The following is a 13,038-nucleotide window of genomic DNA, read 5'->3' as shown; positions in this document are numbered from 1 at the left end:
GGGGTGGCTAGTCCTGAGCCGTGCCCAGCCGCAGCACCCGCACCCCGTACGGCGGCAGGGTGACGGTGTCGGCCGGGCCGCCGGTCAGGTCCCGCAGGGGCGCGCCGCCGGTGACGGCCGGTTTGACGGTCAGCTCCTCGGCGGCCTGGCTGACCAGCCAGACGAAGGTGCGGCCGTCCTCGTGGTCGAGGCGGTCGACCGCGACGCGCGGATCGCCGACGGTGACCGGGCGGTGGACTCCGGCGTGGGCGGCGAGCGCGTCGTACAGGGTGGCGGTGGCCTCGGGGTTGACGCGCGGGGTGACCGCGGCCATGTGCTCGACCGGGTAGACGCAGAAGACGACGGAGCCCTCGCCCACCGCGCGCAGCAGCAGCGCCGGGCGGCCGCGGCCGTCGACGGCCAGGACCTCGGCGCCGTCGGGTTCGACGGGGAGGAACGCCCGGGCGCCCGCGGCGCGGAAGGTGAGCCCGGCCCCCTCGGGGAGGGTGCCGAAGGGGCGGGTGAGGGTGAGGGTGACCTCGTCGTCCTCGATGGGGTCGAGCAGTCCGTACTCCAGCTGGTGGCGGACGCCGAAGAGCTGGTTCAGATGGGCGTACCAAGGGCCGCGCTGCTCGTCGTGGGCGCCGGGGGAGTACGAGACGTAGACGGTCGCGCCCTCGCGGGCCCGCCGCTCCAGCTCGTACCAGGTGGGGGAGAGCAGCTGCTTGGTGGAGGGGACGAGCCACAGCCGTACACCGGCGGGCAGCGGGCCGTCGCTTTCGCGCACCACCGCCGCCGGGGTGTCCGCGAGGCGGGCGGCGACCCAGGCCTGACGGCAGGTCTGCTGGACGTAGCCCCGGTCCTCGGCGCGGGTGAAGGGGTAGAGCGTGTCGAGGTAGGAGGAGACGAGGAGGGCGGCATCGGTGGGGCCGCGGTGGCAGCGGGCGAAGTCCACCTCCTCCAGGACCCGGGCGAACTCCTTCAGTTCGAGGAGCTGCGGTTTGGGGGCGCCCTCCGACGTGGTCAGGCCGAAGTGCATCTCGAAGGCGTGATGGCGGTACGGGTCCTGGCCGCGCAGCCCGTCGTAGTCGCTGTTGTTCCAGGCGATCCAGCCGGTGGCCCCGGCCAGCAGGCTGTTGTGCAGGGTCTGCCGGTAGTAGCGGGCCGCGCCCGGGCCTGAGGCGAAGTCGGAGCTGACGCCGAACTCCTCCAGGATCACGGGCCGTCGATACGTGCCCGTCAGCTCGCACACCCAGGCCGCCGCGTAGTGCTGGCGCACCGGGTCGTCCTCCATGCGGTAGACGTGCGGGCCGAGGAAGTCGCACAGGCCGGCGGTGTCGCGGACCCGGAAGCCGTTGTCGTAGCCGGAGTTCTCCAGCCCCCAGGCGCCGTCGCCGAGCGAGACGGGCTGGGTGCCGCCCCCGGCGCGGACCGCGTCCACGACGAGCTGGGCCCAGGCGGCGACGGTCTCGCGGGGCGCGGGCGGGGCGGCGGTGCCGGGCTCGCGCCCGTAGATCGGCATCTCGTTGGAGACCAGCCACCCGGCGACGGCCGGATGCGCGGCGAAGCGGCGCACGGTCTCGCGGGCGAACCACGCCTGCCGGGCGACCAGCCAGACGTCGCCGTACAGGTCGCGCTCGCCGCGCCAGGACGGGTCCCAGTTCTCGCCGGACATATGGCCGACCAGGAAGGTGGGGACGGTGGTCATGCCGAGGGCCCGGTGCCGGTCGAGGAAGTCGGCGAAGCGCGCGCACATGTCTTCGTCGAGCCGGTCGGGCTCGGGATGGAAGTCGGGCCAGTAGAAGAACGAGCGGGTCATGGTCAGCCCGTGGTCCCGCAGCACCCGCAGCTCGGCGTCGATCACCTCGCCGTCGTAACTCCGCCACATCAGCGGGCCGCCGGTCCTGGACCAGAAGTTGGCGCCGAGCCAGGTGACGGGGCGGTCGTGGACGGTGAGCCGGGCGGAGGGGCGCTGCATCGACGGACTCTCCCTTGGCCGATGGGGAAGCGGGCAGTGCCGCGCTACTCAAGCAGTGAAGGGCTAAACCGGTTTAGAGTCAACGGCTCCGACGAGGGTCGTACGAGGGCCGATCCCGCCGTCTAGATCACCCCAACGCGGCTCTGTACGGCCGGACCTGGGTATTCGACGGATTCGACACGGGCGCCACTAAGCCGGTTCAGCCGAAAGGCGCTGCCGGCTCTATTGACACCCTCTGACGGAGCCCCTTAATTTCACGGCGCCGGGGGTGCGCGGGCATACCGAGGGGGACACCATGACGTTGATGAGCACGGGCCGTCCGCGCCGCGCGATCGCCGCGGCGGCCGCATTCGCGCTCTCCGGCACGCTGGCCGCCTGTGGCGGTGGCGGCAGTGGCGGAGGCGGTGCCGGCGGGGTGCTGACCGTGTCCTCCGGGGCCGGCGGAAACTTCGTCCGCAACTTCAATCCGTACGCGCCGCAGCCGCTCCAGGCGACCAACGGAATGATCTACGAGCCGCTGTTCCACTTCAACGCGGCGAGAACCGGCGAGGTCGACCCCTGGCTGGCCACCAAGTACACCTGGGCGGACGGCGGGAAATCCATCCGCATCCAGTTACGGACGAACGTCACCTGGAACGACGGAAAGCCCTTCACCGCCGAGGACGTCGCCTACACCTTCCGGATGACGAAGGACAACAAGGCGCTCAACATGTACGCCCTCCCGGTGGCCTCCGCGACCGCCGAGGGCAAGCACACCGTGGTCGTCACCTTCACCAAGTCCGCCTACACCAAGGAATACTTCCTCCTGGGCAAGATAAAGATGCTGCCCCGGCACATCTGGTCCGGGCTCTCCGCCAAGGAGAAGGCGACCACGCTCAACCCCAATCCGGTGGGCACCGGCCCCTGGAAGGTGAAATCCGTCAAGGGCACGACGCTCGATCTCGTCGCCCGCAAGGACTACTACATCAAGGGTCTTCCGCACTTCAAGATCATGCGGTATCGCGCCTTCACCGGGAACAACGCCGCCAACGCCGCGGTCACCTCCGGGCAGATCGACTGGGCGGGCGGCTTCATTCCCGACATCAAGAAGAACTACCTCGCGAAGAACAAGAAGTTCGACCTGGTCAACATTCCGCTGGCCACCACGTCCTTCGTGCCCAACGCCCAGCGCGGCCCCACCGCCGACGTCAGGGTCCGCAAGGCGATCAGCGCCGCCCTCGACCGCGACTTCATGAACAAAAGCGTGTACGACGGCCAGGCGCCCGCCGCCAACCCCATGGCGCTGCTGCTCCCCAACTACCAGTCCGTCCTGGACCCGTCACTGAAGGACGCCACGGTGGAGACCGGGCAGGACAAGGTCGACGGCTATCTCACCGACTCCGGCTACACCCGGGGGTCGGACGGCATGTGGCGGAAGAACGGAAAGAAGCTGTCCGTGTCGGTCGAACTCGTCTCCGGCTGGACGGACTACGTCAGCGTCGCCCAGATGGCGAAGGACCAGCTGAAGAAGGCCGGTATCGACCTCGTCGTCAAGGCCGAGTCGTACAGCCAGTGGTCCAACAACCGCGCCCGCGGCCAGTTCCAGATGCTGCTGGACAACGCCGGATACACCCCCGACCCGCGCGCCTACTACGCCCAGATGCTGGACAGCTCCATCCCGCCGAAGATCGGTGAGACCACCAACGTCGGCAATTTCGGCCGCTACGCCAACGCCACGATCGACCACGCCCTCGACAAGATCGGCGAAACCACCGACCTGGCGAAACAGAAGCCCTGGTACTACACGATCCAGCGGGAATTCATCAGGGACATGCCGCTGATCCCGCTCTTCTCCGCGCAGAACGAGCAGGAATTCAACGGCAACCGGGTCACCGGCTATCCCACCGAGGACGATCTGTACGCCGCGCCCTCCATCTGGCTCGACCCCGACGGCGGCTGGGTCGCCGCCCGCATCAAACCGGCCGCGGGCAAGTAGCGGCGGGGGCGGGACGCGTGCGCTACCTCCTGCGCAAGCTCGGCTTCTACGCCATCGCCGCCTGGATGGCGGTCACCGTCAACTTCTTCCTCCCGCGCCTCATCCCCGGCGACCCGGTGCAGCTGATGCTCGCCCGCCAGGCCCAGTCCGGGCCCGTCGAACCCGGCCAGGAAGAGGCCCTGGCCGCCATGCTGGGCCTCGGCCACGGCAATCTCCTCGTCCAGTACGGCGACTATCTGCGCGCGCTGGCCCACCTCGACTTCGGGCTCTCCGTCACCTACTTCCCGAGCCCGGTCACCGAGGTCGTCGGCGACGCCGTGCCCTGGACCCTCGTCCTGGTCGGCGCCGCCACCCTCCTCAGCGTCGCCCTCGGCCTCACCCTCGGCACCCTGGCCGGGTGGCGGCGCGGCAGCTGGTTCGACTCCCTCGTCCCCTCCACCACCTTCCTCGCCGCGATCCCCTACTTCTGGCTCGCGCTGCTGCTCCTGTACCTCTTCGGCCAGGTGTGGGGCGTGCTGCCGCTGGGCGGCGGCTACGACGAGACGCTGGACATCGGCCTCAGCGGGGCCTTCCTGACCTCCGCCGCCGAACACGCCGTGCTGCCCGCCGCCACCATCGTGATCAGTTCGGTCGGCGGCTGGATGCTCGGCATGCGCAACATGATGGTCTCCACCCTGGCCGAGGACTACGTGGTCGCCGCCGAGGCCAAAGGGCTTCCGCCGCGCACGATCATGGTCGGCTACGCGGCCCGCAACGCCGTGCTGCCCTCGGTCGCCGGGTTCGCCATCTCGCTCGGCTTCATCGTCAGCGGCTCGCTCGTGATGGAGATCGTCTTCTCCTACCCCGGCATGGGCTTCACCCTGCTCCAGGCCGTCCAGAACACCGACTACCCGCTCATGCAGGCCGTCTTCCTCGTCATCACCTTCGGCGTCCTCGCCGCCAACTTCCTGGTGGACCTGGTGTACGGCTTCGTCGACCCCCGCACCAGGCAGGCCCGATGACGCCCCCTGTGACCACCCCGCGCGCGGGCGGCCGCGGCTGGCTTCGGCCCGCGCTGCGCTCCCGCCGCTTCGCCACCGGCCTCGCCCTGCTCGCCGCCTTCGTCCTCACCGCGCTCCTCGGCCCGTGGCTGATCCACGACCCGAACGCCTTCACCACCGACCTGGGCCAGGCCCCCTCCGGGGCGCACTGGCTCGGCACCACCCAGACCGGGCAGGACGTCTTCGCCCAGCTGGTGGTCTCCGCCCGCGGCACGCTCGTGATCGGCGTCGCCTCCGCCCTCATCGCGACCGTCGTCTCCGTCGTCGTCGGGATCGGCGGGGGCTTCCTCGGCGGGCTCGCGGACGAGGTGCTGTCCCTGATCAGCAACGTCTTCCTGGTCATCCCCGGGCTGCCGCTGGTCATCGTCGTCTCCGCGTACGTCAAGGGCGGCGGCCCCTGGTCCACCATCCTCGTCATCGCCCTCACCAGCTGGGCCGCCTCCGCCCGGGTGCTGCGCGCCCAGACGCTGTCGCTGCGCAGCCGCGACTACGTGCTGGCGGCGCGGGTGTACGGGGAGAAGCGGTGGCGGATCGTGCTGGTGGAGATCCTTCCCAACGAACTGGCCATCATCGTCTCCCAGTTCATCTTCGCGGTGATCTTCGCGATCCTCACCCAGGCCGGTCTGGCCTTCCTCGGCCTCGCCGACCCGTCCCACCTCACCTGGGGCACGATGCTCTACTTCGCCCAGAACGCGGAAGCCCTCACCAGCGGGGCCTGGTGGTGGTTCATCCCGCCCGGGCTGTGCATCGCCGCCCTCGGCACGGCCCTGTCCCTGATCAGCTTCGGCCTGGACGAGGTCCTGAACCCGCGGCTGCGGTTGCGAAAGGCGGGACGATGACGGACGACGTGGTGCTGCGCGCCGAGCACATCAGCGTGACGTACGAGGGCGACCGCCCCACCCGCGCCGTCCGCGACGCCGGCTTCGAGCTGCGGCGCGGCGAACTCCTCGGCATCGCGGGCGAGTCCGGCTGCGGCAAGTCGACCCTCGCGTACGCCGTCGCCCGCATGCTGGGTCCGCCGGCGCGGCTCACCGAGGGGCGGGTGGTGCACCGCGACCGCACGGGCACGGAGACGGATCTGCTCGCGCTCCAGGGGGAGGCGCTGCGGGCCTTCCGCTGGTCCCGGCTGTCGGTGGTCTTCCAGAGCGCCATGAACGCCCTCAACCCGGTGACCACCGTCGGCAAGCAGTTCGACGACATCTTCCGCGCCCACCGCCCCCGCATGCGCGGCCCCGAGCGGTACGAGCGCGCCCGCGCCCTCCTGGACATGGTCGGCATCGACCCGGCCCGGGTGCGGGCGTATCCGCACGAGCTGTCCGGCGGCATGCGGCAGCGCGTCGTCATCGCCATGGCGCTCGCGCTCGAACCGGAGATCGTCATCATGGACGAGCCGACCACCGCGCTCGACGTCGTCGTCCAGCGCGAGATCCTGGACGAGGTGCAGCGGCTCCGCGACGAACTGGGCTTCAGCGTCGTCTTCATCACCCACGACCTGTCGCTGCTGCTGGAGATCAGCGACCGGCTGGCCGTGATGTACGCGGGCTCGATCGTCGAGTACGGCCCCGCGGAGCGCATCGCCGCCGACCCCGCCCACCCCTACACCCAGGGCCTGCTGCGCTCCTTCCCCGACCTCGCGGGCGAACGCCGCGCCCTGCGCGGCATCCCCGGCTCCCCGCCGGACCTGCGCGAGCCCCTGCCCGGCTGCCCCTTCGCCGCCCGCTGCGAGCACGCCTTCGACCCCTGCGCCACGACGACACCTCCCCTTCTCCCCCTCGCCCCGGGCACCTCGGCCGCCTGCCACCTGCACACGGTGGCGCCGACGAGTCCGCGGATCCCTCGACCGGAAGGGCGGCAGCCGTGACCGCACTGGAGGCAACCGGCCTCACCGTCGACTTCCCGCAGCGCGGCCGGGCGCCGTTCCGGGCCGTGGACCGGGTGTCGTTCGCGCTGCACGCCGGGCGGACGCTCGCGCTCGTGGGCGAGTCAGGGAGCGGCAAGTCGACCGTCGTCCGCGCCCTGTCGCGGCTGGTGACGCCGACCGCCGGGGAGGTGCGGCTGGGCGGGGCGCGGCGGACCCGGGGCAAGGACTACCGGCGGGCCGTGCAGATGGTGTTCCAGGACCCGTTCGCCTCCCTCAACCCCGCGCACACCGTGGGCCACCACCTCACCCGCCCGCTGGTGGCGGGCGGCCGGGCGCGGCGCGGGGCGGACGCCGAGGAACAGGCGCGGGAGCTGCTGCGGTCGGTGAACCTCACCCCCGCCGCGGACATGGCGCACAAGCGCCCCCACGAGCTGTCCGGCGGGCAGCGGCAGCGCGTCGCGATCGCCCGCGCGCTGGCGCCGGGGCCGAAGGTGCTGCTGGCCGACGAGCCGGTGTCGATGCTGGACGTGTCGATCCGGCTGGAGATCCTGGGGCTGCTGGACCGGCTGAAGGACGAGCGCGGGCTCGCCCTGCTGTACGTCACGCACGATCTGGCCACCGCCCGGCACTTCGCCTCCGAGGTGATGGTCATGTACCGGGGGGAGATCGTCGAGCGCGGCCCCAGCGACGAGGTGATCCTCGCGCCCCGCCACCCCTACACCCAGGCGCTGGCCGACGCCGCGCCCAGCTCGGCCGCGGGCCGTGAGCGGGCACGGGCGGCCCGCGCGGAGCGGCTGGCGGCGCGGGCGCGGCGGGACGCGGAGCGGCGGGAGGTGGTGGTGGGGGACGGCTGCCGGTTCCGGCCGCGCTGCCCGTACGCCATGGACGCCTGTACGCGGCGGCCGCCCGAGACGGAGGTGGGACCGGGCCACCGGTCGCTCTGCTGGTTACGGACAGGCACGAACGACAGCGTTGTCGACTCCTCTGCGTAGTTTGTCCGGACAACCGAACTTCACGACTTCCCGTCATCTGTTCATCCGGCTACGCTCGCCCCGTGGCAAAGCAGGAAGAAGACTCCTCCGGCGGGGCGGATGCGCTCCAGTTCAGCGTCGACCGCAGCAGCCCGGTCCCGCTCTACTTCCAGCTGTCCCAGCAGCTGGAGTCGGCGATCGAAAAGGGACGGCTGGCACCGGGGAGCCTGCTCGGCAACGAGATCGAGCTGGCCGGGCGGCTCGGGCTGTCCCGCCCCACCGTCCGCCAGGCCATCCAGTCGCTGGTCGACAAGGGCCTGCTGGTGCGGCGCCGCGGCGTGGGCACCCAGGTGGTGCACAGCCAGGTCAAGCGCCCCCTGGAGCTGAGCAGCCTCTACGACGACCTGGAGGCCGCGGGCCAGCGCCCCGCCACCCGGGTGCTGCTGAACACCACCGAGCCCGCCACCGCCGAGGTCGCCGCCGCGCTCGGCATCGCGGAGGGCACCGAGGTGGTGCTGATCGAGCGGCTGCGGCTGGCGCACGGCGAGCCCATGGCGCACCTGTCCAACCGGCTCCCGGCCGGGCTGCTCAAGCTGGACAGCGCGGAGCTGGAGGACACCGGCCTCTACCGGCTGATGCGCGCCGCGGGCATCACCCTGCACAGCGCCCGCCAGGCGGTCGGCGCCCGCGCGGCCACCGCCGACGAGGGGAAGCAGCTCGGCGAGCCCGAGGGGGCGCCGCTGCTGACCATGGAGCGGACGACCTTCGACGACACGGGCCGGGCCGTCGAGTTCGGCTCGCACACCTATCGCGCCTCGCGCTACGCGTTCGAGTTCCAGCTGCTCGTACGCCCCTGATCCCGCGAGCCCCGGCGAAGCGGCGAGCCCCCCACCACCCCGGCCGCGCCCGGTAACGGATACTTGGCGGCGGCCGGGGCCGATCATGTCGCTCCCGGCCACGGACATGAAACGGGACGAGAGGGACGAGGCTCTTCGTGGCCAGAGTTGGGACAGGGGCACGCGCGATGACCGCCGCCGTGCTGGCGACACTGCTGGGCGCGGCCCTGGCCGGATGCAGCAGTACCGGCGGGCTGCGGGCCGAGAAGCGGGCCGCGCAGGCGGCCTCGGGGCACGCCGCGGTCAACACCCCACGGATGACCTTCGCCATGGTCACCCACTCCGGCGACGGCGACACCTTCTGGGACATCGTGCAGAACGGCGCCGAGCAGGCCGCCGTCAAGGACAACGTGAAGTTCCTCTACGCCCACAACAAGGAGGGCAAGGAACAGGCCCAGCTGGTCCAGACGTTCATCGACCAGAAGGTCGACGGCCTGATCGTCACCCTCGCCAAGCCCGACGCCATGAAGGCCGTCGTCAAGCGCGCCGAAAAGGCCGGAATACCGGTCATCACGGTCAACTCCGGCTCCGCGGAGTCCAAGAAGTTCGGCGCGCTCACCCACGTCGGCCAGGACGAGACCATCGCGGGCGAGGCCGTCGGCGACGAGCTGAACAAGCGCGGCCGCAAGAAGGCCCTGTGCGTCCTGCACGAGCAGGGCAACGTGGGCCATGAGCAGCGCTGCGACGGCGCGGCCAAGACCTTCGACGGAAAGCTGGAGAAGGTCTACGTCGAGGGCACCAACATGCCCGACGTGCAGTCCTCCATCGAGGCCAAGCTCCAGTCCGACCACGGCATCGACACGGTCCTCACCCTCGGCGCGCCGTTCGCCGACACCGCCGCCCAGGCCGCCGACCAGGCGGGCAGCAAGGCGGAGATCGACACCTTCGACCTCAACGCGAAGGTCGCGGCCGGGCTGCAGGACGGCACGCTGGGCTTCGCCGTCGACCAGCAGCCGTATCTCCAGGGCTACGAGGCCGTGGACCTGCTCTGGCTCCAGCGCTACAACGCCGACGTGCTCGGTGGCGGCCGGCCGGTCCTCACCGGCCCGCAGATCGTCACCAAGGACGACGCCAAGAAGCTGGCCGCGTTCACGAAGCGGGGCACCCGATGAGCGCGGACACGCTGCCGCCGAAGGACGAGACCGACGCGCGCCCGGTGGCGCGGACCCCGCTGCTGCGCCGCCTGGCGGGCCGCCCGGAGCTGGGCGCGGTCGTCGGCGCCGCCGCCGTCTTCGTCTTCTTCTCGATCGCCGCCGACGCCTTCCTCCAGTGGTCCAGCTTCAGCACCGTGCTGTACGCCTCGTCCACCATCGGGATCATGGCGGTGCCGGTCGCGCTGCTGATGATCGGCGGCGAGTTCGACCTGTCGACCGGCGTCCTGGTCACCTCCTCCGCGCTGATCTCGTCGATGTTCTCGTACCAGATGACGGCGAACGTCTGGGTCGGCGCCGGGGTGTCCCTGCTGGTCACCCTCGCCATCGGCTTCTTCAACGGCTATCTGCTGGTGCGCACCAACCTGCCGAGCTTCATCATCACGCTCGGCACCTTCCTGATCCTCCAGGGCTGCAACCTCGGCTTCACCAAGCTGATCAGCGAGACCGTCTCCACCAAGAGCATCGCCGACATGGAGGGCTTCCCCTCCGCCCGCCAGGTCTTCGCCTCCCAGCTGACGATCGGCGACGTGGAGCTGCAGATCACCGTGGTGTGGTGGTTCGCCCTGATCGCGCTCGCCACCTGGATCCTGCTGCGCACCCGCGCCGGGAACTGGATCTTCGCGGTGGGCGGCGCCAAGGAGGCGGCCCGCGCGGTCGGCGTGCCCGTGGACCGCACCAAGATCGGGCTCTATATGGGGGTCGCCCTGGCGGCCTGGATCTCCGGCCAGCACCTGCTGTTCAAGTACGACACCGTGCAGTCCGGCGAGGGCGTCGGCAACGAGCTGCTGTACATCATCGCGGCCGTCATCGGCGGCTGCCTGCTGACCGGCGGCTACGGCTCGGCGGTCGGCGCCGCCGTCGGCGCGTTCATCTTCGGCATGACCAACAAGGGCATCGTGTACGCGCAGTGGGGCGCGGACTGGTTCAAGTTCTTCCTCGGGGCGATGCTGCTGCTCGCCACGCTGCTCAACTGGTGGGTCCGCAAGCGGGCGGAGGCAAGCGCATGAGCACCACACCGGACGTGCCGTTGATCGCGCTGCGCGGCATCGGCAAGTACTACGGCAACGTCAAGGCCCTGGAGGACGTCTCGCTCGACGTCCACGCCGGGCGGATCACCTGCGTCCTCGGCGACAACGGCGCGGGCAAGTCCACCCTCATCAAGATCGTCGCCGGGCTGCACCAGCACGACGAGGGCACCTTCGCCGTCGAGGGGGAGGAGACCCGGCTCGGCTCGCCGCGCGAGGCCCTGGACCGCGGCATCGCCACGGTCTACCAGGACCTCGCCGTCGTCCCGCTGATGCCGGTGTGGCGGAACTTCTTCCTCGGCTCCGAGATCCGCAAGGGCCGCGGCCCCTTCAGCCGCCTCGACGTGCCCGCCATGCGCGAGACCACCCACCGCGAGCTGCTGCGCATGGGCATCGACCTGCGCGACGTCGACCAGCCCATCGGCACCCTCTCCGGCGGACAGCGCCAGTGCGTGGCGATCGCCCGCGCCGTCCACTTCGGCGCCAAGGTCCTCGTCCTCGACGAGCCGACGGCGGCGCTGGGCGTCAAGCAGTCCGGGGTGGTGCTCAAGTACGTCGCCGCCGCGCGCGACGCCGGGCTCGGCGTGGTCCTCATCACGCACAACCCGCACCACGCCTACCTGGTCGGCGACCGCTTCGTCCTCCTCAAGCGCGGCGCGATGGCGGGCAGCCACGCCAAGGACGAGATCGCCCTGGACGACCTGACCCGCCAGATGGCGGGCGGCAGCGAGCTGGAACAGCTCACCCACGAGCTGGCTCGCTGAGGGCGGCCGGGCCCGGCTCACCATGCACCGCGAGGGGCGGTTGAGGCACAATCGCACGGCGGGCCCCACCCGCATCGCACGGCGCGCCACCCGCGTCATGACCACCGCACGCCGAGGCCCCGGCCTCCCGAGACACCCGCAGGGACGACGAACTCTTGCGAGCACGCACCCGCAGCGACCGCACCTCCCGCACCGGTGAAGGGGCCGGCCGATGAGCATCTACCGCGAAAGAGTGCACCGGGGCTCGGCCCGGGCCACCGTGCTGCGGACCGTCGGCACGCGTGAGCGCCGCTCGCACCTGAGCGCGCCCCGGGTCCCCACGGTCGGCATCGACATCGGCGGCACGAAGGTGATGGCCGGGGTCGTCGACGCCGACGGCAACATCCTGGAGAGCAAGCGCACCGAGACGCCCGACAAGTCCAAGAGCCCCAAGGTCGTCGAGGACACCATCACCGAACTCGTCCTGGACCTGTCCGACCGGCACGATGTGCACGCCGTCGGCATCGGGGCGGCGGGCTGGGTGGACGCGGACCGCAACCGGGTCCTGTTCGCGCCGCACCTGTCCTGGCGCAACGAGCCGCTGCGCGACCGGCTCGCCGAGCGGCTCGCCGTGCCGGTCATGGTCGACAACGACGCGAACGCGGCCGCGTGGGCCGAGTGGCGGTTCGGCGCCGGACGCGGCGAGGACCATCTCGTCATGATCACGCTGGGCACCGGGATCGGCGGCGCGATCCTGGAGGACGGCCAGGTCAAGCGCGGCAAATACGGGGTCGCCGGCGAGTTCGGCCATATGCAGGTCGTGCCCGCCGGACACCGTTGCCCCTGCGGCAACCGGGGCTGCTGGGAGCAGTACAGCTCCGGCAACGCGCTGGTCCGGGAGGCCCGTGAGCTGGCCGCCGCCGAGTCGCCGGTGGCGTACGGGATCACCGACCGGGTCGGCGGCAACATCCACGAGATCACCGGGCCGCTGATCACCGAGCTGGCCCGGGACGGCGATGCCATGTGCATCGAACTCCTCCAGGACATCGGCCAGTGGCTCGGGGTCGGCATCGCCAACCTCGCCGCCGCCCTCGACCCCTCCTGCTTCGTGATCGGGGGCGGCGTCAGCGCCGCCGACGACCTGCTGATCGTCCCGGCCCGGGACGCCTTCCGGCGCACCCTGACCGGGCGCGGCTACCGGCCGGAGGCCCGTATCGTCAAGGCCCAGCTGGGGCCCGAGGCGGGGATGGTCGGCGCCGCCGACCTCGCCCGGCTCGTCGCCCGCCGCTTCCGCCGCGCCACCCGCCGCCGGGTCGAGCGGTACGAGCGCGCCGGGTCCTCCTCCCCGCTGCGGCTGGCGCCGCGCGGTCAGGCAGGCCGCGAGTGACCGCCGCCGAGCAGCGCCCCGGAGGTACC

At 71.4% G+C, this 13,038-nt stretch carries 11 protein-coding genes; 10 read left to right on the top strand and 1 reads right to left on the bottom strand.

Annotated features, from left to right (window positions below):
- Nucleotides 1–7 precede the first annotated feature (7 nt).
- Entirely contained in the window at nucleotides 8–1,957 is a 1,950-nt protein-coding gene (locus ABZ562_RS19205; protein ID WP_361480683.1) for a cellulase family glycosylhydrolase, read from the bottom strand.
- A gap of 304 nt (nucleotides 1,958–2,261) precedes the next feature.
- On the opposite strand from ABZ562_RS19205, the gene ABZ562_RS19200 reads away from it, so the two are divergent.
- The 10 genes from ABZ562_RS19200 (at nucleotide 2,262) to ABZ562_RS19155 (ending at nucleotide 13,009) form a co-directional block, all read left to right on the top strand.
- Nucleotides 2,262–3,932 (top strand): ABC transporter substrate-binding protein, encoded by a 1,671-nt coding sequence (locus tag ABZ562_RS19200; protein WP_361480680.1) that lies wholly within the window; start codon nucleotides 2,262–2,264, stop codon nucleotides 3,930–3,932.
- A gap of 17 nt (nucleotides 3,933–3,949) precedes the next feature.
- Complete coding sequence (locus ABZ562_RS19195; protein WP_361480677.1) at nucleotides 3,950–4,933, top strand: ABC transporter permease; 984 nt, start codon at nucleotides 3,950–3,952, stop codon at nucleotides 4,931–4,933.
- The gene (locus tag ABZ562_RS19190) at nucleotides 4,930–5,811 is read left to right on the top strand and encodes an ABC transporter permease (RefSeq protein WP_361480674.1); all 882 of its coding nucleotides are present in this window, start codon (nucleotides 4,930–4,932) and stop codon (nucleotides 5,809–5,811) included. The genes ABZ562_RS19195 and ABZ562_RS19190 overlap by 4 nt, the downstream gene beginning before the upstream one ends.
- Nucleotides 5,808–6,833: an ABC transporter ATP-binding protein gene (locus tag ABZ562_RS19185; RefSeq protein WP_361480671.1), complete on the top strand. Its 1,026-nt coding sequence runs from the start codon at nucleotides 5,808–5,810 to the stop codon at nucleotides 6,831–6,833. The genes ABZ562_RS19190 and ABZ562_RS19185 overlap by 4 nt, the downstream gene beginning before the upstream one ends.
- Entirely contained in the window at nucleotides 6,830–7,825 is a 996-nt protein-coding gene (locus ABZ562_RS19180; protein ID WP_361480668.1) for an ABC transporter ATP-binding protein, read from the top strand. Before ABZ562_RS19185 ends, ABZ562_RS19180 begins: the two co-directional genes overlap by 4 nt.
- Nucleotides 7,826–7,887: 62 nt before the next feature.
- Nucleotides 7,888–8,661: a GntR family transcriptional regulator gene (locus ABZ562_RS19175; RefSeq protein WP_361480665.1), complete on the top strand. Its 774-nt coding sequence runs from the start codon at nucleotides 7,888–7,890 to the stop codon at nucleotides 8,659–8,661.
- Nucleotides 8,662–8,828: 167 nt separating this feature from the next.
- Nucleotides 8,829–9,812: a sugar ABC transporter substrate-binding protein gene (locus ABZ562_RS19170; RefSeq protein ID WP_361480662.1), complete on the top strand. Its 984-nt coding sequence runs from the start codon at nucleotides 8,829–8,831 to the stop codon at nucleotides 9,810–9,812.
- Nucleotides 9,809–10,861 (top strand): ABC transporter permease, encoded by a 1,053-nt coding sequence (locus tag ABZ562_RS19165; protein WP_361480659.1) that lies wholly within the window; start codon nucleotides 9,809–9,811, stop codon nucleotides 10,859–10,861. The genes ABZ562_RS19170 and ABZ562_RS19165 overlap by 4 nt, the downstream gene beginning before the upstream one ends.
- On the top strand, nucleotides 10,858–11,643 hold the full coding sequence (locus ABZ562_RS19160) for an ATP-binding cassette domain-containing protein (protein WP_361480656.1): 786 nt from the start codon (nucleotides 10,858–10,860) through the stop codon (nucleotides 11,641–11,643). The genes ABZ562_RS19165 and ABZ562_RS19160 overlap by 4 nt, the downstream gene beginning before the upstream one ends.
- A 211-nt stretch (nucleotides 11,644–11,854) precedes the next feature.
- On the top strand, nucleotides 11,855–13,009 hold the full coding sequence (locus tag ABZ562_RS19155) for an ROK family glucokinase (protein ID WP_361480653.1): 1,155 nt from the start codon (nucleotides 11,855–11,857) through the stop codon (nucleotides 13,007–13,009).
- Nucleotides 13,010–13,038 lie beyond the last annotated feature (29 nt).

Source organism: Streptomyces sp. NPDC019937, assembly GCF_040631655.1.
Classification (GTDB): domain Bacteria; phylum Actinomycetota; class Actinomycetes; order Streptomycetales; family Streptomycetaceae; genus Streptomyces.
Note: the sequence above shows the minus strand (reverse complement) of the source record. Positions and strands in the feature narration are given on the sequence as shown.

Bases quoted from the DNA above. Each gene is read 5' to 3' on its own strand.
- ABZ562_RS19160 (WP_361480656.1), top strand. From the start codon at position 10,858: ATGAGCACCACACCGGACGTGCCGTTGATCGCGCTGCGCGGCATCGGC.
- ABZ562_RS19155 (WP_361480653.1), top strand. From the start codon at position 11,855: ATGAGCATCTACCGCGAAAGAGTGCACCGGGGCTCGGCCCGGGCCACC.
- ABZ562_RS19165 (WP_361480659.1), top strand. From the start codon at position 9,809: ATGAGCGCGGACACGCTGCCGCCGAAGGACGAGACCGACGCGCGCCCG.
- ABZ562_RS19190 (WP_361480674.1), top strand. From the start codon at position 4,930: ATGACGCCCCCTGTGACCACCCCGCGCGCGGGCGGCCGCGGCTGGCTT.
- ABZ562_RS19170 (WP_361480662.1), top strand. From the start codon at position 8,829: ATGACCGCCGCCGTGCTGGCGACACTGCTGGGCGCGGCCCTGGCCGGA.
- ABZ562_RS19205 (WP_361480683.1), bottom strand. From the start codon at position 1,957: ATGCAGCGCCCCTCCGCCCGGCTCACCGTCCACGACCGCCCCGTCACC.
- ABZ562_RS19185 (WP_361480671.1), top strand. From the start codon at position 5,808: ATGACGGACGACGTGGTGCTGCGCGCCGAGCACATCAGCGTGACGTAC.
- ABZ562_RS19200 (WP_361480680.1), top strand. From the start codon at position 2,262: ATGAGCACGGGCCGTCCGCGCCGCGCGATCGCCGCGGCGGCCGCATTC.